General features: G+C 65.9%; 19 protein-coding genes. 6 read left to right on the top strand and 13 right to left on the bottom strand.

The features are described from left to right. Nucleotides 1–32 precede the first annotated feature (32 nt). A complete protein-coding gene (locus C7402_RS09675; RefSeq protein ID WP_116610491.1) occupies nt 33–1292 on the top strand; it encodes a LysR family transcriptional regulator in 1260 nt (419 codons plus the stop codon). Between the two features lie 168 nt (nt 1293–1460). On the opposite strand, the gene C7402_RS09670 is transcribed toward C7402_RS09675, so the two are convergent. Next, nucleotides 1461–2156, bottom strand: a complete 696-nt coding sequence (locus tag C7402_RS09670) for a 4-carboxy-4-hydroxy-2-oxoadipate aldolase/oxaloacetate decarboxylase (protein ID WP_116610490.1) — start codon at nt 2154–2156, stop codon at nt 1461–1463. Then, a complete protein-coding gene (locus C7402_RS09665; RefSeq protein ID WP_116610489.1) occupies nt 2153–2884 on the bottom strand; it encodes a PIG-L deacetylase family protein in 732 nt (243 codons plus the stop codon). Before C7402_RS09665 ends, C7402_RS09670 begins: the two co-directional genes overlap by 4 nt. A 538-nt stretch (nt 2885–3422) precedes the next feature. Here C7402_RS09665 and C7402_RS09660 point away from each other — a divergent pair. Further along, nucleotides 3423–5639, top strand: coding sequence for a TonB-dependent receptor (locus C7402_RS09660; protein ID WP_112170652.1), 2217 nt, complete (start codon nt 3423–3425; stop codon nt 5637–5639). A gap of 105 nt (nt 5640–5744) precedes the next feature. Here C7402_RS09660 and C7402_RS09655 read toward each other — a convergent pair whose 3' ends face one another. Further along, nucleotides 5745–6413, bottom strand: a complete 669-nt coding sequence (locus tag C7402_RS09655; RefSeq protein WP_116610488.1) for an O-methyltransferase — start codon at nt 6411–6413, stop codon at nt 5745–5747. Nucleotides 6414–6589: 176 nt separating this feature from the next. Between C7402_RS09655 and C7402_RS09650 the strand changes: the two genes are divergently transcribed. Then, on the top strand, nt 6590–7234 hold the full coding sequence (locus tag C7402_RS09650; protein WP_165841853.1) for a TetR/AcrR family transcriptional regulator: 645 nt from the start codon (nt 6590–6592) through the stop codon (nt 7232–7234). A 50-nt stretch (nt 7235–7284) separates the two neighbouring features. Here the strand turns inward: C7402_RS09650 and C7402_RS09645 are convergent, their stop codons facing one another. The 7 genes from C7402_RS09645 to C7402_RS09615 all read right to left on the bottom strand — a co-directional run bounded on the left by C7402_RS09645 (nt 7285) and on the right by C7402_RS09615 (nt 15761). After that, nucleotides 7285–8523, bottom strand: a complete 1239-nt coding sequence (locus tag C7402_RS09645) for an NAD(P)/FAD-dependent oxidoreductase (RefSeq protein WP_116610755.1) — start codon at nt 8521–8523, stop codon at nt 7285–7287. Between the two features lie 14 nt (nt 8524–8537). Continuing rightward, entirely contained in the window at nt 8538–8855 is a 318-nt protein-coding gene (locus tag C7402_RS09640) for a 2Fe-2S iron-sulfur cluster-binding protein (protein ID WP_116610754.1), read from the bottom strand. 99 nt (nt 8856–8954) lie between these two features. After that, complete coding sequence (locus C7402_RS09635) at nt 8955–9998, bottom strand: aromatic ring-hydroxylating oxygenase subunit alpha (RefSeq protein WP_165841852.1); 1044 nt, start codon at nt 9996–9998, stop codon at nt 8955–8957. A gap of 344 nt (nt 9999–10342) precedes the next feature. After that, on the bottom strand, nt 10343–11629 hold the full coding sequence (locus C7402_RS09630) for an FAD-dependent monooxygenase (RefSeq protein ID WP_112170657.1): 1287 nt from the start codon (nt 11627–11629) through the stop codon (nt 10343–10345). An 80-nt stretch (nt 11630–11709) separates the two neighbouring features. Next, on the bottom strand, nt 11710–13329 hold the full coding sequence (mhpA, locus tag C7402_RS09625; protein ID WP_165841851.1) for a bifunctional 3-(3-hydroxy-phenyl)propionate/3-hydroxycinnamic acid hydroxylase MhpA: 1620 nt from the start codon (nt 13327–13329) through the stop codon (nt 11710–11712). Nucleotides 13330–13390: 61 nt separating this feature from the next. After that, nucleotides 13391–14701 carry a homogentisate 1,2-dioxygenase gene (gene hmgA / locus C7402_RS09620; RefSeq protein WP_116610484.1) on the bottom strand — a complete coding sequence of 437 codons (1311 nt, stop codon included), beginning with the start codon at nt 14699–14701 and terminating at the stop codon, nt 13391–13393. Nucleotides 14702–14774: 73 nt separating this feature from the next. After that, nucleotides 14775–15761, bottom strand: a complete 987-nt coding sequence (locus tag C7402_RS09615; protein WP_116610483.1) for a fumarylacetoacetate hydrolase family protein — start codon at nt 15759–15761, stop codon at nt 14775–14777. A 92-nt stretch (nt 15762–15853) separates the two neighbouring features. Between C7402_RS09615 and C7402_RS09610 the strand changes: the two genes are divergently transcribed. Together C7402_RS09610 and C7402_RS09605 are read left to right on the top strand one after the other, a co-directional pair. Further along, on the top strand, nt 15854–16657 hold the full coding sequence (locus C7402_RS09610; protein WP_112170661.1) for an IclR family transcriptional regulator: 804 nt from the start codon (nt 15854–15856) through the stop codon (nt 16655–16657). Between the two features lie 158 nt (nt 16658–16815). Beyond that, entirely contained in the window at nt 16816–17169 is a 354-nt protein-coding gene (locus C7402_RS09605) for an NIPSNAP family protein (protein WP_112170662.1), read from the top strand. Nucleotides 17170–17235: 66 nt separating this feature from the next. Here C7402_RS09605 and C7402_RS09600 read toward each other — a convergent pair whose 3' ends face one another. The 3 genes from C7402_RS09600 to C7402_RS09590 all read right to left on the bottom strand — a co-directional run bounded on the left by C7402_RS09600 (nt 17236) and on the right by C7402_RS09590 (nt 20658). Then, a complete protein-coding gene (locus tag C7402_RS09600; RefSeq protein ID WP_116610482.1) occupies nt 17236–18102 on the bottom strand; it encodes an alpha/beta hydrolase in 867 nt (288 codons plus the stop codon). Between the two features lie 104 nt (nt 18103–18206). After that, nucleotides 18207–19664, bottom strand: coding sequence for an aldehyde dehydrogenase family protein (locus C7402_RS09595; protein WP_116610481.1), 1458 nt, complete (start codon nt 19662–19664; stop codon nt 18207–18209). Between the two features lie 70 nt (nt 19665–19734). Further along, nucleotides 19735–20658 (bottom strand): VOC family protein, encoded by a 924-nt coding sequence (locus tag C7402_RS09590; RefSeq protein ID WP_116610480.1) that lies wholly within the window; start codon nt 20656–20658, stop codon nt 19735–19737. Nucleotides 20659–21026: 368 nt separating this feature from the next. Between C7402_RS09590 and C7402_RS09580 the strand changes: the two genes are divergently transcribed. Further along, nucleotides 21027–21965, top strand: coding sequence for a LysR family transcriptional regulator (locus C7402_RS09580; protein WP_116610478.1), 939 nt, complete (start codon nt 21027–21029; stop codon nt 21963–21965). Nucleotides 21966–21976: the final 11 nt, after the last annotated feature.

The following is a 21976-nucleotide window of genomic DNA, read 5'->3' as shown; positions in this document are numbered from 1 at the left end:
ACGTTCCCCACCCCAGAAAACACCATCGAGCCGTGAGCCAGCCCGAACTCCTGAACCTCGCGCATCTGCGCGCCTTTCGCCTCGTTGCCGACACCGGCAGCGCCACGCGCGCCGCTTCGGCCCTCTATCGCGCGCAGTCGGCCGTCACGCGCTCGGTGCAGGAGCTGGAGACCGCCCTCGACGCGCCGCTATTCGAGCGCAAGCCCTCGGGCATGCTGCCCACGGCCGTAGGGCGCGTCGTGCTGGAACGTTGCGCGCGCATCTTCTGCGAGCTGGAAGAACTCGCGCAGTGGTGCGCCGCGCGCCAGGCGCGCCGCCGCGCGTTGAGCGAGGGCACGCTGCCCGCGTACCTGCTCAATACGCGCCGCCTCCAGCTTTTCGTCGCGCTCGCGCGGCACCGCCACATGCCGAGCACGGCCAATGCGTTCGGCATCAGCCAGCCCGCGGTGAGCAGCGCGATGCGCGTGCTCGAAAGCGGCTCGGGCGTGACGCTGTTCCATCGCGGCCCGCGCGGCGTGCTGCTCACGGCCGAGGGCGAAACCTTCTTGCTGCACGTGCGGCGCGCGCTCAACGAACTGCGCCACGTGCCCGACGACATCGCGGCGCTGCACGGCAACATCCAGGGGTCTGTCACGGTGGGCGCGCTGCCGCTCGGGCGCACACTGATCCTGCCTGCGGCCATCGCGCGGCTTTCCGCGTTGCATCCGGGCGTGCGCGTCGTCACCGACGAAAGCGCCTACGAACTGCTGGTGGCGGGCCTGCGCGCGGGCGACGTGGATTTCGTGCTCGGCGCGCTGCGCGAAAACGACGCGGCAAGCGGGCTTGCCAACGAACGGCTGATGTCGGAGGACATGGTCGTGCTCGCGCGCCGGGACCATCCTCTGGCGAAGAAGCACGGCCTCACGCTGAACGACCTGCGCGACGCCCAGTGGATTCTTTCGCGCACGCATTCACCTTCGCGCGGATTGCTCGAAGCGCAGTTCCGCCGCGTGAAGCTCAGGCCGCCCATGCCCACCGTCGAAACAGCCGATCTCGCCGTGATTCGCGGGCTGCTGCTCGGCACGGACATGATCACGTCGCTCTCGGCGCAGCAGTTGCACTATGAAATCGAGTCGGGCCAGCTCGCGGTGCTCGACGTGCCGTTGCAGCACACGCGCCGCGACATCGGCCTCACTCTGCGCGCGCAGGGCTCGCCCTCGCCGGCCGCGCGCGCGTTGATCGACGCGATCCGTCTTTCGGTGATGGATGTGGCGCCGGCCACGCGCGTGGTGGAAGGACGGCGCACCGGGTGAGCATGGCGCGCCGCCTGGCGCGCATGTGAAACGAGCGCCGGTGCGGCGCTCGCTGTTGGTCTGTCGGTCAGTCGGTCAAAGCGTATGGACGGCTTGCACGCGTCCTTGCCACATCGAGGCGGGCATACCCACCACGCCGTTCGTCCGGCGCCATCGATGGTTGCGCGCTCAAGCGTCTGCGGGCGTGTCGACGTAGCGCAGCCCCTTTTCGGCCAGGCGCTCGCGCATGCTGTAGTAGTCGAGGCCGAGCGTGCCGCCCGCGAGCACCGCGCGCGTCTTCTCTTCCTTCGCAAGACGCGCCTGGGTGGCTTCCACGACCTTCGCCACCGTGGCGAGCGGCACCACCACCACGCCGTCGTCGTCGGCCACGATCACGTCGCCGGGGTGCACGATCTGCTGCGCGCACACCACCGGCACGTTCACCGACCCCAGCGTTTCCTTGACCGTGCCCTGCGCCGAGACGGCCTTCGACCACACCGGAAAGTCCATCGCCTTCAACGCGCGCACGTCGCGGCAACCCGCGTCGATGATGAGCCCGCGCACACCGCGCGCCGCAAGCGAAGTCGCGAGCAATTCGCCGAAGTAGCCGTCCTCGCAGGGCGAGGTGGGCGCGGCCACGAGCACGTCGCCTTCGCGGCACTGCTCCACGGCCACGTGCAACATCCAGTTGTCCGAGGGCGGCATGAGCACGGTCACGGCCGAACCCGCGATCGCCGCGCCCGAATAAACGGGCCGCAGGTACGTGGCGAGCAGGCCGAGACGGCTTTGCGCCTCGTGCACGGTGGCCGTGCCCGCTTCCTTGAGGATTTGCACATGGCGCGCGTCGGCGCGCGGAATCCGGGTAACGACTACACCGCGTTTCATGCCAGGTCTCCCACTACTGCGGGCGTCAGGCGCATATAGCCTTCCGCATATTGAATGTCGCGCTTCGCCGTGATGCCGATGTTGCGCTTCGCCTGCACGCCGCGCTGCTGCGCGACGCGCGTGTAGTACTCCCAAAGATGTTCCTGGCCCGCCATGCACTCGATGGCGCGGCGCTTCACGTCCCACACTTCGGTGATGTCGAGGAAGGTGTTCGGCGTCCACTCGCACTGTTCGGTCTGGTGCGGCTCGAACGCATAGACGGGCGGCGCGCCGACGATCTTCTGCCCCGGATTGTGGCCTTCGGCCTGGGCGATGATGCGCGCTTCCTGCGCCACGTGCATGGCGAGCGGGTGATCGAAGTTGTACGGGTCCTTTTGGGAGTGGCTCAGCACGAAGGCCGGTTGCACGTCGCGGTAGACATCCACGAGGCGCAAGAGCGCTTCGTCGGACACGCGCAGCGGGTAATCGCCCAGATCGAAAAAGTCGACTTCCGCGCCGAGAATGTCGGCGGCGGCGAGCGCCTCCTCGCGGCGCGCGGCCTTCACCTTTTCGATGGTCATGTCGGCGCCCTTGCGCCAAAGCTTCGCGGACTCGCCGCGCTCGCCGAACGAGAGGCACACCACCTTCACGCGATAGCCATTCTTCTTGTGCAGGGCGATCGCGCCGCCCGCGCGCCATACGAAATCGGCGCTATGCGCGCTCACCACGAGCATCGATTTTTCAGTCATTTCCGGTTCACCAGACGTCGATCTTCACGAAGCCTCATTGTAGGTTTGGGCGCGCGACGCGGACTAACGAAAGGACTGCCTAAAGGCATCGAATCTGTTTATCGACCGGGATTCTTGCCGCACTGCGCAAGCGCGCCGGGAAGGGCTTGACCATGCGGCGGCGGGCGCCGCCTGGCGCATTGGTTGAGCGCGCAACGTGGTGGCGACACCGGGCAAAAAACACGCCATAACCGGCGCAAGCACGGCGGTTCGCGTCGCGCCCCGAGTGCCGGACCCAAATAACCTGACCTTTCGTTGCGCATGCATCGGGTTCGCGAAACCGAAATTGTTGCGTAAACGCTGAATACACCTATTGACAGCATGATTTAAATAACAAGCATTCTCATTTGCAATACAATCCGCATACTTTTGCCGACCCGGCCGCGGCGCGCTCCTGCAAGCCCCGCCCGGCGGCGAACACAACCCATCTGCCCCGAGCCTCGTGACATCACAAAGGCGTCGCGGGCCGCCAGTGCCAGCTTTCGCTTCGAACTTTTTTATGTCCGCACCCCGTTTGCACACGCCTTTCAATTCGCCTTCGCGTTTCCCCGCCTCCGCCACCCGCGCCTCGATCCTCGCCGCCATTGCCGTCGCGTTCAGCTTGCCCGCCGTCGCGTTCGCGCAGGCCGCGGCAGCGACGAACGGCGGCGACACCGCTAACGCCACGCTGCCCACAGTCAAGGTGCAAGCCGCGCAGGACACCCTGCCGGGCGACCTGCAACCGACCTTTGGCGGCGGCCAGGTGGCGCGCGGCGGCGACTTCGGCGTGCTCGGCTCGCAGAAGAACATCGACGTGCCGTTCAGCATGACGACCTACACGGCGAAGCTGATCGAGGACCAGCAGGCGCGCTCGGTCGCCGACGTGCTGTCGAACGATCCCGCCGTGCGCACGGCCTACGGCTACGGCAACTTCCAGGAGGTCTACGTCATTCGCGGCTTCACGCTCGACAGCGACGACATCTCCCTGAACGGCCTCTACGGCATCACGCCGCGTCAGCTCGTGGAAACGGCCGCGCTCGAACGCGTGGACATCTTCAAGGGCGCGAGCGCGTTCCTGAACGGCGCGTCGCCCAACGGCAGCTCGATTGGCGGCAGCGTGAACCTGCAACTCAAGCGCGCCGACGACAAGCCGCTCACGCGCGTGACGCTCGAAGGCAGCGCCTCGGGCGAGTTCGGCACGCATATCGACGTGGGCCGCCGCTTCGGCGACAACGACCAGTTCGGCATTCGCGTGAACCAGGCGAACCGCGACGGCGAAACGAGCATCGACGGCGAAAACCGCCGCAACAACCAGACCGCCGTGGCGCTCGATTACCGCGGCGACAAGCTGCGCCTCGAAGGCGACTTCCTCTATCAGCGCCAGCGCGTCTCGGACGGCCGCCCGGTCGTCTACGTGAAGGGCGACGAGATTCCGGGCGTGCCCTCGGCAAGCTACAACTACGCCCAGACCTGGTCGTACAGCAATGCCGAAGACACGGTCGGCATCCTGAAGGCCGAGTACGACTTCCTGCCCGGCTGGACGGCCTACGTGACGGGCGGCGTGCGCCACACGAACGAGCACGGCGAATACCTCTCGCCCTACTACACCGACGCCGACACCACCACGGGCTCGCGCCTTGGCGTGGTGCGCAAGGAAGGCGCGACGTCGGCGGAAGCAGGCGTGCGCGGCCACTTCGACACGGGCCCCGTGAGCCACTTCGTGACGGCGGGCGCCTCGATCGTGCGCGTGATGACGCAATCGGGCTGGACGCTCTCCAACTCGTTCCCGACCAGCCTCTACAACACCGTGCAGGTGCCGTATCCCGCCACGGCGTATCAGGCCGGCATGGACGGCAACCCGCCGATCACGGCGCTCAACCTGATGCGCAGCCTCTCCGCGTCGGACACGCTCGGCTTCTTCCATGACCGCGTGCTGTTCACGGTGGGCGTGCGCCACCAGGAGATTCTCTCCAACGGCTACTCGTCGTCGACGCTGCTGCAAACGTCCAACTACAACGACTCGATCACGACGCCGCTGTTCGGCCTCGTCGTCAAACCGTGGGAGAACGTCTCGCTCTACGCGAACCGCAGCGAGTCGCTTTCGGCGGGCGGCACGGCGCCTCAGGGTTCGCTGAACTACGGCGAACAGCTCGCGCCGGAGCGCACGAAGCAGTATGAAGTGGGCGCGAAGTACGACAACGGCAAGTACGGCGCGCAGCTCGCGCTGTTCCAGCTCGAAAAGCCGCAGACGTACACCAATGGCGCGGGCATGTATGTGGCCAACGGCAACGAGCGCCATCGCGGCGTGGAAGCGTCGATCTTCGGCGAGGTCTACAAGGGCGTGCGCCTGATCGCGGGCGCGACCTACCTCAACGCCGAACAGCTCGACACCGACGGCGGCGCAACCGACGGCAAGAAGCCCGTGGGCGTGCCGAGCTTCCTCGTCAACCTGGGCGCCGAATACGACGTGCCCTGGGTTCAGGGTCTCACGCTCTCGGCGCGCTGGACGCATACGGGTCCGCAGTATTTCGACGCCGCCAACACCATGTCGATCAAGGCATGGGACACGGTGGATCTCGGCGCGCGCTATTCGACGAACGTGTTTGGCCGCCCGACCACGTTCCGCGCGAACGTGTATAACCTCGCGAACAAGGCTTACTGGTCGTCGACCAACGGCGGCTATCTGACGATGGGCGCGCCGCGTACGGTGTTGTTCTCGATGACGACGGACTTCTGATCGCGCACCATGCGCGTATAGCGGCATGAACGAGGGCCTGGCAGGATGACTGCCAGGCCCTCTTCGCTTGATGCGTGCCCGCGCGCTTGTGCGATGCGTTGCCGCCTAGCTTCCCACCACCGTAATCGCAAACCCGTCCCAGCCCTTGCTGCCCACCGTTTGCACCGCCGTGGTCTCCAGCCGCTTGTCGCCGGACAGCATCTCGAAGTAGCGCCGCAAACCCACCACATCGTCTTCGTGATGCGCCGGATCGGTCACACGCCCTTCGCGCACCACGTTGTCGGCCACGATGACCGTGCCGGGCCGCGAAAGCTTCAGCACGCGTTCGAGGTAGTTCGCGTTGTTGCTCTTGTCGGCATCGATGAACACGAAGTCGAAAGGCGGCACCCCTTCGGCGATGAGCGCATCGAGCGAATCGAGCGCGAGGCCGGTCATGACCTTCACCTTGGCGTCGAGCCCCGCGCGCGCGATGTTTGCGCGCGCAACCGCCGCGTTCTCCGGACTGAATTCGAGCGATACGAGCGAGCCGTCTTCGGGCAGCGCCCGCCCGAGCCAGATCGCGCTATAGCCCCCCAGCGCGCCGATTTCGAGGATGCGCCGCGCGCCCTGGATGCGCGCGAGCAGATGCAGAAACTTGCCCTGGTTCGGCGCGACGTTGATCGCTCGAAGTCCCGCTTTCGCGCTTGCGGCCAGTGCGCCGTCCAGCACGTCGTCGGGGCCGATCAGCCGCTCGCAGAGCCAGTCGTCAACGGCTTGCCACGTTTGCTCGTTCATTGCCCTGCTCCCCTGTGGATCACGCGGCACAGCTTACCGCACTCGCGCGCGCGGCCGCATGAGCGTGGCACGTCCGCTTTCCGGCTTCGCTTTCATTCTTGTCACGCGGCATCTTTGATAGTATTCCTCTGTTCGCCGTCTCCCGCGCGAACGCTTCATCGCTATCAAGGTGCCCATTGGATTCCACTACGCCCACCGATTCCGCTCCCGCCGCACGCGGCCGGGGACGGCCCGTCACGATCTCGCGCGAGCTGCGCCGCGAACAGATTCTCAAGGTGGCGGAAAGCCTCTTCAAACAGGCGGGCTACGCCACCACCAGCATGGCCGACATCGCGCGCGTGTGCGAAACCTCCAAGCGCACGCTCTACGAACTCTTTCCGGCCAAGGAAGACCTCTTTCGCGCGCTCGTTGCCGACGTGGAGTCGTTTCCCGACACCGCGCACGAGATGGACGATACGGCTGGCGCACAGGAGGTGCTCGAAGCCACGCTCGCGGCCATCGCGCACTATGTGCTGAGCGAGCGCCACGTGACCGTGAGCCGCCTCGTGATCGCCGAGTCGAATCTCTTTCCCGAGATTCGTCAGCATTACTACGAGCAGGGCATCAACCGCAGCAAGCAGTGGCTCGAATCGCGCATCGCGGCGCTCGTCGAGCGCAAGCGCATTGCGCCCGTGAACGTGGACCGCACCGCCGACATGCTGTTCGGCGCCGTGATCGGCACGCACCTGATCGCGGCCATCAGCTATCGCGAGACGCCCGATATGGCCGAAATCGCGCACAAGGCGCGCGAGGCGGTCGCACGCCTCGTCGATCCGCTGTAATCAGTCATCCGAAATAGTGCCGTGGCCGTGCCGCGCATGGGTCTCCCGGATCAGGAAAGACTCGACAGCGGCACACTCGCGTCGGCAAGCGCCGCGCAGTCGGGCCGCAACCCTTTGGCGAGCGCACTGCGCCCCTGCACGAAATCCTTCGTCGCGTTCACGCAGTCGATGGCAATCAGCGCGCCATCGCGCAGGTACGCCACCGAAAACGAACCCGAGGCCGGATCGCCTCGCACCACGGCCTTGTCGTGACCGCCGGAAAGACCGGCCATCTGGATGCGGATGTCGTACTGCGTGGACCAGAACCACGGCGGCGCCGCCTTCGGCATGGGCCGCCCGACGATATCGCCCGCCACGAGCGTGGCCTGATCGACGGCGTTCTGCACGCTTTCGATGCGCAGCGCGGCGCGCCCGGCAAACGCGTTCGCGTGGCGCGCGCAATCGCCGATGGCGTAGACATCGTCGAGCGCGGTGCGGCATTGCGCATCGACATCCACGCCTGCCGGGCCGCCAATGCCCGCCGCGCGCAGCGGCTCGACGCACGGCTCGATGCCAATGCCGACGATCACGAGATCGGCGGGCAGGCTGCGCCCGTCGTGCAGTTCGACGCGCTTCACGCGGCCGGCTTCCCCCGAAAGCGCTTCGACCTTCGCGCCCAGGCAGATTTCCACGCCGCGCGCGCGATGCTGGTCCTGCATGAACGCCGAGAGCGTTTCCCCTGTGACTCTCGCGAGCACGCGCTCGAACGCCTCGACCACGCTCACGTCCTTGCCTTGCTTGCGCAGCGCCGCCGCCGCTTCGAGGCCGATAAAGCCGCCGCCAATCACGACCACGCGCCGCGCCTCGTCGAGTTCGGCTTTCAGCCCGTCGACGTCGTCGCGCGTGCGGATCACGTGCAGGCCGCGCAGGTCCGCGCCGGCGCACGAGAGGCGGCGCGCGCGGCCGCCCGCGGCCCAAACGAGCTTGCCATAAGCAAGCGTGCCGCCGTCCGCGCACGTCACGACATGGCGCGCCGCGTCCACGCTCGTCACGCTCCTGCCGCCGAGCAGGGCGATGTTGCGGTCGCGCCAGAACGACGCCGGTTGCAGCCCCATCTGCTCGAACGCTTTCGCACCGCCCAGGTAGTCCTTCGAAAGCGGCGGGCGCTCATAGGGCAGATGCGCCTCGTCGCTCACGAGACCAATCGTGCCCGTCAATCCGAACTGACGCAGCGCCGCCGCACAGTGCGCGCCCGCGTGGCCCGCGCCGACGATAAGCACGTCATGAAAATCCGTGGATGCATTCGCCATGATCGCCGCGCGCCTCATTCCTCGGGCGCGATCTCGACGCGCATGCCATCCATGCTGTCGTGAAACGCGATCTGGCACGAGAGGCGCGAATTCGGCTTGCGATGACCCGAGCAATCGAGCAGATCGTTCTCTTCCGCGTTCGGTGCAGGCAGATCGTGCGCGTAGCGCTCGTCCACGTAGACGTGGCACGTCGCGCACGAGCATCCGCCGCCGCACAGCGCAAGCAGTTCGTAGCCGCCGCCGTCGCGAATCAGCTTCATGAGGTTGTCGCCCGCCTTGCCGGGGACGTCCAGTGTGTTTCCGTCTCTGAGAACCAGTGTGATTTGGGCCATGACCGCGCGCGCCTCGTTGTTGCCTGTGTTGCTGGTGGAAGGCCGGGGCGTCGCTGTTTCCAACGCCTCGCCTTTCATTTCGTTATGCCAATCGATTGATTACACCGTGGCGGCTGCCGCTGCGTCCTGTTCCTTGCGGATCATCGTTTCGAGCATGCGCCGCACGCGCGTCGAACCGATGTCCGGACCGAGGTGAACGGGCTTGAGATCCCAGAAGTTCTCCGTGCCTACCGCACGCTGGGCCGCTTCGATCACCGGGCCATCCTCGTCTTCAAATGCACCGCGCAACATGCCGTAAAGGCGCTTGTCCTCATCGACCGAATCGAGCTTGATGCCGCGCGCCACGCCCCAGAAGTAGTGCGACGTGGTGGCCGTTTCCGGCGTGACGATATGCGCGAGCAACTGCTCCAGGCCCTGTTCGCGCGGCGCGCCAACCGGGGTCTCGCCGATCTTCATCACGACGCTTGCCGGCGCGCTCCAGCGCGTATCGATCCACATGTCCACGCGCTCCCAGGGAATCGTCTCGTAGATGGGGATGGGCTGCTGCGGCACGTCGGGGAACGACCAGTTGATCCACAGCGACTCGCCTTCGGGCACCACGGCATGCTGGCCCAGTTGCACGAGGCCGTTGCCGCCGAACGAATTACGGTGGCACCACTCGATATGGCTCGCGTCCATCAGGTTGTCGGTGATGTATTCGTAGTGCGACGCCATGTGGATGTAGTCGCGCACCACGCGGTTCGCCGAGGTGTCGTTGAGGAACGCGTAATCGGGAATCAGCGCTTCGTCGGCTTTCTCCTGGTCGCCGAGCCAGAGCCAGACGATCGTGTCTTTCGCGACAACCTTGAAGTGGCGGATCGTGCTGCCCGCCGGGATCTTTTCCGAGAACGGATTGACCACGCACTTGCCCTGGGTGTTGAAGCCCAGGCCGTGGTACGGGCAGACGAGATTCTCGCCTTCGACCGTGCCCATGCTAAGCGGCGCGAAACGGTGCGGGCAGCGGTCGAGCACGGCGCCGAGCTTGCCGCTCTCGCTGCGGAACACGACAACGGGAATATCGGCGATGCGGCGCGCAAGCTTGCCCGGCGCCAGTTCGTGCTCCCAGCCTGCCATGTACCACGTGTTCTGCAAGATCCCTTCCATGTTCTTCTCCAGTGGGAGCGTGCGCAGAGGCCGCTCCATTATTTCGTCATACTGATTGAATGTATTGCGCGCTTTGTGTGATTCGCGTGTTGTGGGAACCCGCGCGCTAGCGGAAGGCTCCGCGACAGCTCGCATCCCGGATCGCCCAGCGATGATGCGACTCATCGACGATTGAATTGTCGAATACGGGTCTCATAAACGGTACTAGTGAGTACCCTAAATATGACACCGGATCTGTCCACCCAGTGGAAAGGCCCAGATCGTTGCCGCCGCAACCAGAAAAAACGGCCGGAGCCCCGTGGGGGCTCCGGCCGTTGCTTTCCTGCACCTGCGGATCAGGGGAATCAGGCGTCCTCGAAGAAAACGGAGCGGAAGCCGCTCGCCTCGCCCGGCTTTTCGTTCGGGCGCTTCATGCCCGCCAGGCGGTGATACTCCTTGAAGATCGCATCGGCCTCGGCAAACGGCAGCACCTTCTCGATGTCGTCGAAACGCGCGCCGCCCGTGCGATCCTCCACGATGCGCCGCACGACTTCGGGACCGTCGCCGCGATTGGCCATCACGATGCGGTTCGCAATCGGCAGGCGCTCGGCTTCGTAGTGTTTGAGCGCCTCGGCCGGGTCGGCGAACGCCGCGAGTTTCTCGGCGATCACGCGCGCGTCCACGAGCGCCTGGCATGCACCATTGCCGCCGCGGGGGTACATGGCATGCGCGGCGTCGCCCATCAGCGCCACGCGATCGAACGACCATTGCTGGAGCGGATCGTGGTCGATGAGCGGGAACAGGTACACCTCCTTCGCGTTGCGCAGCATCTCGCCCACGTCGACGAAGTCGAGCTTGCACTCGTCGAACATGTGCGCGATTTCCGCCACGTCGGCTTTCTGGTTCCAGTCTTCCACGCTTTCGTCGCGGCCGTTCTGCTCGACGATCCAGTTCGTGAGCGTGAGGCCCGTGCCTTCGTAGTCGTCCACGATCGGATAGACGATCAGGCTGCCCTGGCTCGGCGCGCCGATATGCAGGATCGTGCCGCCCGACTTGAACGGCTTCATCAGCGTGACGCCGCGCCAGAGCGTGATGCCCGAGTAATGCGGCTTCGACGATTGCGGATACAACTGCTCGCGTACTGCCGACTTGATCCCGTCCGCGCCGATCACGACGTCCGCGCGCACCTCCTCCGGCACGGGGCCCGCCGCGTTCGGGTTCGCGCGAAAGCGCACGGTCACGCCGCTCTCGTCCTGCGTGAAGCCCGCGCAACGCGCGCCGAGCACCACGGAATCGGGCCCGAGCCGCTCGATCACGGCCTTGTAGAGCAACATTTGCAGCAGACCGCGATGCACGAAGCGCTGCCCGTGCGGGTAGCCCATATGCGTGCCGCAGCGCTCGCCGTAAATCTCCTGGCCGTACTGGTTGTAATAGATCGACTCGACCGAATCAACGGTCATGGCATTGAGTTCGTCGAGCAGACCAAGCTCGGTGATCTCGCGCGTGCCGTAAGGCTGGCTCACGATGCCCACGCCAAGCGGGCGCAGTTCCGAGGTCGATTCGTACACGCGCGCGCGCATGCCCTGCTGATGCAGCCGCAGCGCAAGGGTCAACCCGCCGATGCCTGCTCCAATGATCGCAACGTCCAACACGATAAGTTCCTCCAGTATGGCGACGGGCACTTTCAAAACGGCCCGTTTTGCCCAGATAGTGATAAACCCAAATCCCGCCCTCAGGCCGCGACCGCCACGTTTGCGCCATGTTCCGCTGCGAGCGCCTGCGCGAGCACGGCAAGCGCGCCGCCCAGATCGGCCGCCGAGCGCGCGCTGCCCCAGGCAAAGCCGTCCGGCCGCACGATAGCCGCCACGGCGTTGTGGTCCGCGAGCCAGCGGCGCACGGTGTCGCGTTCTTCTTCGCAGTAGAGCACGCCGGGCGTGTCGCCGCTCGCACCACTCGCGCCATTCCCGCCCAGGCAGACCACGGCCGCGCCTTCCAGCCAGCGCGTCTCGCCTAGTTGCGCACGCGTCTGTGCCGCTATGCCGGCATCGGTGCAGACCACATAGAAGTCGCCGCGCACCCGTTCGTCCAGGCGCGTTCGTTCGATCTGCGCGCCGTTCACCCATGGTTGCGGGAACAACGTTCCTGCGCCCTCTCCCAGTTCGCCTGCGCCCGCGCCTTGCAGCAGGCCCGCCGCCAGGTCCGGAATGAACGCCTGCCGCACAGTGGGCGCGATGCCGGCCGCCAGCGCCGCGCCGAGCACGCTGTCGCGTTCGAGCGCAGCCGCCTCATCCAGTTCGCCGATGATCAGCCCAAACGACTTCGCATGCTCGACCACGGTCTGCACATGCGGACGGCGCTCCGCGCCATAACTGTCGAGCAGCGCGTCGCCGGCCTTGCCGCGACGCACGGCGTCGAGCTTCCACGCGAGGTTGTACGCGTCGCGCACGCCCGCGCACAGCCCCTGGCCGAGGAACGGCGGCATCTGGTGCGCCGCGTCGCCCAGCAGGAACACGCGGCCCTGGCGCCATTGCTCCGCCACTACCGCGTGGAAGCGGTAGATCGCCACACGCAGCACGTCCACGCCGCTCGTGTCCACGAAGGTGGAGAGCACGCGGTCCAGATGCTCGGGATCGTTGAACGACTCGGGCGTTTCGCCGGGCATCACCTTGATTTCCCAGCGGCGCAGGCGCTCCGGGCCCACGATATAGGTGCCGGGGCGCGACGGGCGGCAGTATTGCACGCAGCGCTCGGGCAGTTCGATATCGCCATGCAGGTTCGCATCGACCACCACCCACCATTCGTCGAACGCCAGGTCGTGCAGCGGCGCACCGATCGTTGTGCGCACGACACTGCGCGCGCCGTCGCAGGCGAGCAGCCAGCGCGCGCGCAAGGTCTTTTGCGCGCCGTCCGGGCCCGCCACGGCCACATCCACGCCCTCGGCGTCCTGCCGCACGTCGAGCAGCGCGTGCTCCAGCATCACGTCCACCGCGGCGAAGCGCTTCACGCCCTCGCGCAGAATGGCTTCGAGCGTCGGCTGAAAGAACATGAAGGTCGGCTCCCAGCCAAGCGGGCCGGGCGCGGGCATCGGATAGAAGCGCTTGATGACCTCGCCCTTCACGCCGACGAAATCGGTGCCGGGATGCGGGCAGGTGCCTTCCTCGATCTGTTCGGCGAGGCCGATGGCCTGGAATGCGCGCATCGCCTCGTGGTCGGCCGTGATCGCGCGCGGCTTGTCGTAGATTGCCTTCTCGCGTTCGACCACGGCCACGCGCATGCCCATCGTGCCGAGCAGGTTGGCGAGCGTCGCACCGGTGGGGCCGTAGCCCGCGATGATTGCGTCGTATGTCTCCATGATTTCCTTCTGCCTTCTGTTGTTGCCTGTTCTGTCGCTTCGGTTGCCCTTCGGTTGGCCTTCAGTTGCCCGCTTGCGGCGCGCGAAAGCCATCCCACACGGTGTCGTATGCCGCCTGGCGATGCGCCGCCGCAAGCGCGCGGCGCGTCACGCGAAACACGCGGCGGCTCTCGAACATGAACGCGAGCGTGTTGTCGACCTTGTGCGGCGCGAGCGTGGCCGCGCTCGCTTTCTCGAAGGTCGTCACGTCGGGGCCGTGCGGCATCATGCAGTTGTGCAGGCTCACGCCGCCCGGCACGAAGCCTTCGGCCTTGGCGTCGTACACGCCGCGCACGAGGCCCATCAGTTCGCTCATCACGTTGCGGTGGAACCAGGGCGGACGGAACGTGTCTTCGGCCACGAGCCAGCGCGGCGGGAAGATCACGAAGTCGCAGTCGGCCGTGCCCGCTTGCAGCGAGGGTGCGGTGAGCACCGTATAGATCGACGGATCGGGGTGATCGAACGAGATCGTGCCGATCGCCATGAAGCGCGCGAGGTCGTACTTGCACGGCGCGAGATTGCCGTGCCACGCGACCACGTCGAGCGGCGAATGCGACTGTCGCGCCTGCCAGAACTTGCCGAGGAATTTGCGCACCACCGTCACGTCGCGCGGGCCTTCTTCGTAAGCGGCAACGGGCGTGAGGAAGTCGCGCTGGTTCGCAAGGCCGTTCGAGCCGATCGGGCCCAGCTCGGGCAAGCGGAACGGCGCACCGTAGTTCTCGCAGAGATAGCCGCTTGCCTGCGCCTCGCGCAACTCCACGCGGAAATGCACGCCGCGCGGAATCAGCGCGATTTCGCCGGGCGCCACGTCGAGCACGCCCATTTCCGTCTTGATGACGAGCGCGCCCGCTTGCGGCACGATCAGCATTTCGCCGTCCGCATTCAGCAAATAGCGGTCGGTCATCGAGGCGTTCGCGTGATAAACGTGCGCCGCAATGCCCGACTGCTCTTCCGGGTCGCCGTTTCCGGCCACCGTCACGATGCCGTCCACGAAGTCGGTGCGCGCCGCGGGCGCGGGCCACGGATCCCAGCGAAAGCGGTTCGCGGGCGTATCCACTTCCTTGAACGGCCCCGATTCCCATGTGGCGTGCGCGAGCGGCCGGTACTCGCCGTGCATGGCCGAAGGCAGCAGGCGATACATCCATGTCCGGCGGTTTTCCACGCGCGGCGCGGTGAAGGCCGCACCCGAGAGCAGTTCCGCATACAGACCGTGTGGCGCGCGTTGCGGCGAATTTCTGCCTTGCGGCAAGGCGCCCGGCCGGGCCTCGGTCGAAAAATGATTGCCGAAGCCGCTCATATAGCCAGGGTTTTCCGTCGTGGTCTGTACACTCATCTGTTATCTCAGGTGGGCTTGTTACTCTTCTGCCCGGCATGCATTGATCTGCATGCCGAAGCGATCATGCTTGTCAGCGTGCGTACTTCTGGATCGGTTGGTCGATCGCACCGAAGATCGACGCGCCTTCCTTGTCGAACATCTCCACGCGCACGCGGTCGCCGAAGTGGAAGAACGGCGTGAGCGGCTTGCCGTGCTCAACGGTTTCCAGTGCGCGCTTTTCCGAAATGCAGCAGAAGCCGCGGCTGCGGTCATGGTTCGAAATCGTGCCCGAGCCGATCACCGTGCCCGCGCCCAGCGTGCGCGTGGCCGTGGCGTGCGAAATCAGGCGCGGGAAGTCGAAGTACACGTCCACGTTCGCGAGCGGTTCGCCAAGCTTCTCGTCGTTCACGTGCACCGTGAGCGGCAGCGCGACCTTCGCGCCGTCCCATGCGTCGCCCAGTTCGTCCGGCGTCACGGCCACCGGCGAAAACGCCGTCACGCCCTTACCGTTCAGGAAGCCGAAACCCTTGTTCAGCTCAGGCGGGATGATGTGGCGCAGCGACGTGTCGTTGAGCAGCATGAGCAGCTTGATGTGCTTGCGCGCCTCTTCGGGCGTGGTGAGCATCGGCACGTCGTCGGTGATGATCGCGATTTCCGCTTCGAGGTCCACGCCCCAGTCTTCGCTCGCCACGATCACCGGGTCGAGCGGGCCTGTGAAGTAGTCCGAAGAACCCTGGTACATGAGCGGGTCTTCAAGGAACGACTTGGGCATGTCGGCGCCGCGCGCCTTGCGCACGAGCTCCACGTGGCTCAGATACGCGCTGCCGTCGAGCCACTGATACGCGCGCGGCAGCGGCGAGGCGCACTGCGCGGCATCGAATGCGAACGCGCCAGCGGCGTTGCCCGCGTTCAGCGCGTCCGAAAGCGCCTTCAGGCGCGGCTCGGCGGTTTCCCAGTTTTCGATGGCGGACTGCAACGTCGGCGCAATGTCAGCAGCGGCGACGGCGCGCGAGAGGTCACGCGATACGACGATCAGTGCACCGTCACGGGTGCCGTTCTTCAGCGAGGCAAGTTTCATTTTCAGAATTCCACTGGTTGGAAAAGTTGGCTAAACTCCAGTCCGTGAAATTTACGCTTGGGCGTCAACCTTCATATCTGCCTTTCCATCTGATGAACACACAATCCAAAAAGACCAAATCGGAGACTTCGGAGCCCGGCACTGTCGAGCGCACCATGGAAATGCTGCGTCTGCTCGCCACCGCCGGCCGTTACGGCCTCGCGCTCACGCAGATTTCGGAAGCCGCGAAGCTGCCGCACTCCACCGCGCATCGCCTCTTGCGCCGCCTCATCGCCGAGCGCATGGTCATGCAGCGCGAGTCCAACAAGCGCTACGTGCTCGGACCGCTCGCCTTCGAACTCGGCCTCGCCGCCACGCAGATCTACGACCTGCGCGAGCCCTGCCGCCCCATCCTCATGCGCCTCGCCGAAGAGATCGGGGACACGGTCTACCTCACCGTGCGCAGCGGCAACGAATCCGTGTGCGAGGACCGGTACGAAGGCCCCTCCACTATCCGCGTCATCACGCTCGAAGTCGGCAGCCGCCGGCCGCTCGGGCTCGGCGCGGGCGGCCTCGCCATCCTCGCGGCGATTCCCGAGGAAGAGCGCGAGCACACCATCGCCTGGATCACGCACCGCCACGCCGCCAACAAGGCGTTGCAGGAAAAGCCGCTGCGCGCCGCCATCGATACCTGCCGCAAGCATGGCTACTCGCTCATCCGCAGCAAGGTCACGCTCGGCACCACCGCCGTGGGCGTGGCCGTGCTCGACACGCTCGACAACCCCATTGCCGCCGTGAGCGTGGCCGCCGTGGACAGCCGCATGTCGGGCCCGCGCATCGAACTGCTCGCGCGCCAGTTGCACAACACGGTGGGGCGCATTCGCGAGTCGCTGCACAGCTTCCGCGGGCGCGACTAGTCTCACCTCAAGTTGCATCGTCAATCGTGGTCCTGAGCAAAAACGCTTTCCGCCTGGCAAACAATACGAGCGTTCGCGTTGTGCGCCGGGCGAGCATAGCGGGAGCGGCTTGCGCGACGCGTGGCCACTGCAACCTGCCTTCAGGCGAGACTACGACGATGATCATCGAACACCGAACCTACACCCTGCACCCCGGCAATACCGGCAAATACTTTTCGCTTTACACGCAGCAGGGCATGAGCATCCAGCTCGAATACCTGCCCCGGCCCATCGGCTACTACAGCACCGAACTCGGCACGCTCAACCAGGTCATTCACATGTGGGCGTACGACGATCTCAACGATCGCGCCCAACGCCGCGCGCTCATGAAGCAGGACCCGCGCTGGACAGCCTATGTCGCGCAGATCCTGCCGCTAATCCAGCATCAGGAAAGCAAGATTCTCGTGCCCGCTTCGTTCTTCACGCCTCCCATCGCGACGTTCGCGCTAGAGCAGGAAGAAAGCATCGCCTGAAGTTCGACTCCCGTTGCCGCTGCCACGAGGAACAGGGACCGGCACGAGGCCGGTCCGTTGCGCCTGTCAAGCTGCGAGCGGGAAATAGCGGTCGAGCCAGCCCTTCAGGATCTCGCGCAAACGCGTGCTGCCGTCCGCGAACGGGAAGTGGTCGACTTCCGTGAGCAGGATCAGCTCGGTGCCCTTGCCCGCGTGCTTGAACACGTCGATGGCCTGCGCCGTGGGCGTCACGCTGTCGTTGGCCGAATGCAGCAGCAGGAGCGGGCGCGGTGCGAACTGCGCGACCACGTCGATCGGCCGGAAGCTGCAAATGCTCGCCATCGTTTCCGCCGTGAAGTCCATGATCGAGCCCGGCGGCAGATGGTTGCGCATGGGCTCGGGCACCGGCACGATGTCCCAACGCTTGACCATGAGCGATTCGCCGGTCTGCTCGCGGTGGCGCTGGCCCTTCTCCATCGTTTCGGTGAAGCGCGCCCAGGCCTCGGGCGTGGGATGCTGGTCGCGCGACTTCTGCAAGCCGTCGCCCCAGCCGCCCATCGACACCACGCCGGCCACGCGCACATCCACGGCGCCCGCGAAAATGCTGATCGCCGCGCCAAAACTCTGGCCCGAAAGCAGGATGCGCTCGCCCTTCACTTCCGGTCGTGCGGCGAGCCACGTCACCACGTTGCGCATGTCTGCCACCTGGTCCTGGCAGATAATGCGGCCGCGCTGGCCTTCGCTGTCGCCGCAGCCGCGCATGTCGAAGCTCAGCACCACGTAGCCAAGGCGCTCATAGAGCTCGGCTTCGATCACATGTGTTTCGCCATCCTTATTACCGCCGAATCCATGGCTCACGATCACAGCCGGCAACGGGTCGCGTGCGCCTTCGGGCACGCGCAGCACACCCGCGAGTTGAAGGCCGTCCGACGGAATGGAAACTTTCGCCTGCATGTATTTCTCCAGTTTGCTTGATCGGGCTGCCCCGAAACGTTTCGCACGCCGTGCGCGGGGTTCTCGCGCGCGGAGCGTTCGCAACCGCTATTCGTGCGGTGCGCTTAAAGCAATGCAGTCACGACCTTTTCGTGCGTGACGTCCTCCAGCGCGTTGGTGCCGTTCTCGCGGCCATAGCCGCTGGCCTTCACACCGCCCCAAGGCATGGCCGGATCGATCAGCCCGAAGCCGTTGAGCCATACCGCACCGGTTTTCAGGCGTCGCGCGACGAGATGACCCTCGGCCAGTTCGCGCGTGAAGACGCCGGCGGACAGGCCATAGTCGCTGTCGTTGGCCATGGCCACGGCTTCGTCCACATCCTCGAAGGGAATCACGCAGGCCACCGGCCCGAAGATTTCCTCGCGCGCGATACGCATGCTGTTGTTGCCCACGAACACGGTCGGCTCGACGTAGTAGCCGCTGCGCGCCACGCGCTTGCCGCCCGTGAGTTTTTGCGCGCCTTCTTCGAGGCCAGCGCCGCAGTAGCCGAGAATGCGGTCCACGGCGCGCTGGCTGATGACGGGGCCGAGCGTGGTGGCCGGATCGAGCGCGTCGCCGATCACCTGTTCGCTCGCGATCGCAGCAAGGCGCTCGGCCACTTCGGCAACACGCGAGCGGTGCACGAGAATGCGCGTGCCCGCCGCGCACACCTGGCCTTGATTGGCGAGGAAGCCCATGGCGAGCGTGCCGATGGCCGTGTCGAGATCCGCGCTTGGCAGCACGATTTGCGCGGCCTTGCCGCCCAGTTCGAGCGTGAGCGGCTTGAGCGTTTTCGCGGCTTCAGCCGCGAGAATGCGTCCCACCGTGCCGCTGCCCGTGTAGCTCAGTTTAGCCACGAGCGGATGGCGCGCGAGCGCCATGCCGGCCACGGGGCCCGCGCCCGGCACGACGTTGAACGCGCCGGCCGGAAAGCCGGCTTCGTTGAACAGACGCGCGATATGCAGCGTGGAAAGCGGCGCTTCCTCGGCGGGCTTGAGCACCACCGCATTGCCCGCGGCGAGCGCGGCGGCCGCTTTCCAGCCCACGTACATCGTCGGCGCGTTATAGGCGCCGATCGCGCCGATCACGCCCAGGGGCTCGCGCACCGTATAGGCGAGCACCGGGCGGCCGAACATATCGGGCACCGAAATGTTGCGGCCGTCGAGCTTGTCGGCAAAGCCCGCGAAATAGCGCAGCGTGCGGATCAGGTTGGCCACGTCGGCGTGACGCGCCATGCCGAGGATCTTGCCGTTGTCGAGGCTTTCGAGGCGCGCGATGAGGTCCGCGTCGCGCTCCACGAGGTCGGCGAGGCGATTGAGGAGCCGCGCGCGGCCCACGCCGTCCACGGCGCCCCACGCGCCGTCGAAGGCGCGCTGCGCGGCCTGCACCGCCGCATCGACATCGGCCTCGCTCGCGGCGGCCACGTGCGCCAGCACCTGCTCGTTCGACGGATTGATCACCGGCAGCGTGGCGCCGCCGGTTGCGGCTACGAACTGGCCGTCTATGTACAACTGCTCCTGAAACTGTGTCGTCGCGGCAACCATGACTGTGTCTCCTCTTTTGGACGCTCTACAGGACCCGCTATAGGACGCTTGATGCATGCACGCCGCGCCCTTAGCGCAGTTCCGGCGTTTCGAAGTTGGTCGGGAAGTCGAGCGGCTCGGACTCGCCCCAGATGCTGCGCGTGCCCACTTCCTGCCAGTCCTGGGCTTCCCATTCGACGCCTGGCGCGATGAAGTCCATGTCGGCGAAATACTCGTGCATGCTGTTCCACGGGTCGCGGATATAGGCGAACGTGTTCGAGCCCACGAAGTGACGGCCCGGACCCCAGCCGGGGATATAGCCTTTGTTGACCATCTGGCGCGCGGCCGCGCCCACTTCGTCGGTCGTGCCGACGTCGAAGCCCACGTGATGCAGGCCGTACGTGCTCGACTTGCCGAACGCGACGATGTGATGGTCCGAGCCGTGCGGCGAGTGCAGGAAGTTCAGGAACGAGGCCACGCTGTCCGAAAGGCGCAGGTTGAACATCTCGTCGTAAAACGCGACCTTGCGGTTCGGATCGGTGGAGAACAGCACGACGTGGCCCATGCGGCGCGGGCGGATCGGCTTCTCGTCGATGAGCTCGGTGCGGCCCTTGCGCGCCGTGCGGTTATCGAGCGTGTTGAAGGTCACGCGCGGCGCGGTGTCCCACGGTGCTTCGTCGGCCGCCTTCACGTTCGTGAGCATGCCGTCGAAGTCGCGGAACCAGAGGCCGTCGCCCGGCACGTTTTTCGGCGCGTCGAGCAGTTCGATGCCGCCGCGTTCGAGATTCGCGCGGATCTCGCGCAGCGACTGCTCGTCGGTGCCGTAGCTCACATAGGTCAGACGTTTGCGCGGCCCCTGGGTCAGGATCACCTGGTCCTGATCGCGCCCGTAGCAACGGCATACGAGCGTGCCGTCGCGCTCGAAGGTCTCGAGGCCGAAGTCCTCGTAGAACACGCGCGCAATCGCGAGGTCGGGGACCGACATGGAGAAATGCTGGATATTGCGAATCGTCATCTGCTGTCTTCCTCTTCCTGATCTGGCTTCCCTGCGTCTTGCATGGCGCACAGGGTCGAGGCATAGATTAAGGAGCGGGCCTGGGGGCGTCCAATCAAAAGAATGACGTCGGCGCGCTCATCCATAACTGCATGCATCGTGAGTGCGTGCATACCCTGATACGGGTGCGCCGCTAGCATTCGCGTGGCGATAAATCAATGGGGGAAAGCGCCTTGAGAACGGCGCTCTTCAATTGGGGTTGAAAGCGGGTTTCGCCTGTTTGAAGCGCGCCTCGAACGATGCGCGCGCAACGAATGACGCACGGGACAGCCGGCCGGGACTGCTAGAATCGTGGCCAGAAAGCAAGAGAGACAGAAAGGACGCGCAGCATGTTGATCGATCCCAGACATCTGATCCAGCTCCACATGATCGTGGAGCTGGGCTCGTTCATTTCGGCGGCCGAACGGCTCGGGCTTACGCAGCCTGGGCTTTCGCGCAATATCCGGTTGCTGGAGTCGCGCATCGGCGTGCGCCTGCTCATACGCGGCAAGCACGGCGCGGTGCCGACCGACGAAGGCAAGACGCTCGCCGCTTATGGACGCAGGCTTTTCGAGCTGAGCCAGCAGGCGGCCACGACGGGCGCGGCCGTGCATCGCGGGGAAGTGGGTGAGTTGCGCCTGGGCGCGGCGTTCTCGCTTGCGAACGGCTTGATCGCGGAGCCGGTGAGCCGCTTTCTCGCGGCAAGGCCGAAGACGTCGCTACGCGTGCTGCCGGGGCCGACGCCGCGTTTGCTGGAAGAACTCGACGCGGGTCAGCTCGATCTCGTGGTGGGGGGCACGCAAATGCTGCCCGAGGAGCATGGGCTGCGCTTCGAGGCGCTGGTCGACAACGACCTGGTGGCGGTGGGCCGCGCCGATCATCCGCTCGCGAAACTCGAGCAGGACGCGCCGGTGGCCCAGTTGCGCGAATACCGCTGGGTGGCCTGCCTCGAACAGGACCCGCTGAGGCGCGACGTCGAAGCGGGCATGGCCTCGCTCGGGCTCACGCAGGATTGCGTCGCGCTCGAAACGGCGTCGCTCACGCTCGTGACCGACGTGCTCGCGCGCACCGACTTTCTCACGCTGATCCCCTCCCCGCTCGCCAACGCGTTGACGGCGAGCGGGCGCTTCGCGCGGGTGCAGGCCGCCAGCTCCTACACGCTGCGGCCCATCGGCGTGGCGTATCGCGTGAATGCGTATATTCCGCCCATCGCCACGGCCTTCATCAAGGTGCTGCGCGGCTGGGCCCAGGAAAATCGCACGAGCCTCGCCGCGCTGCGCGACGACTGACGAACCGCGGC

Origin of the sequence: Paraburkholderia unamae, assembly GCF_003096875.1 — a bacterium.
Lineage (GTDB): Bacteria > Pseudomonadota > Gammaproteobacteria > Burkholderiales > Burkholderiaceae > Paraburkholderia > Paraburkholderia unamae.
Note: the sequence above shows the minus strand (reverse complement) of the source record. Positions and strands in the feature narration are given on the sequence as shown.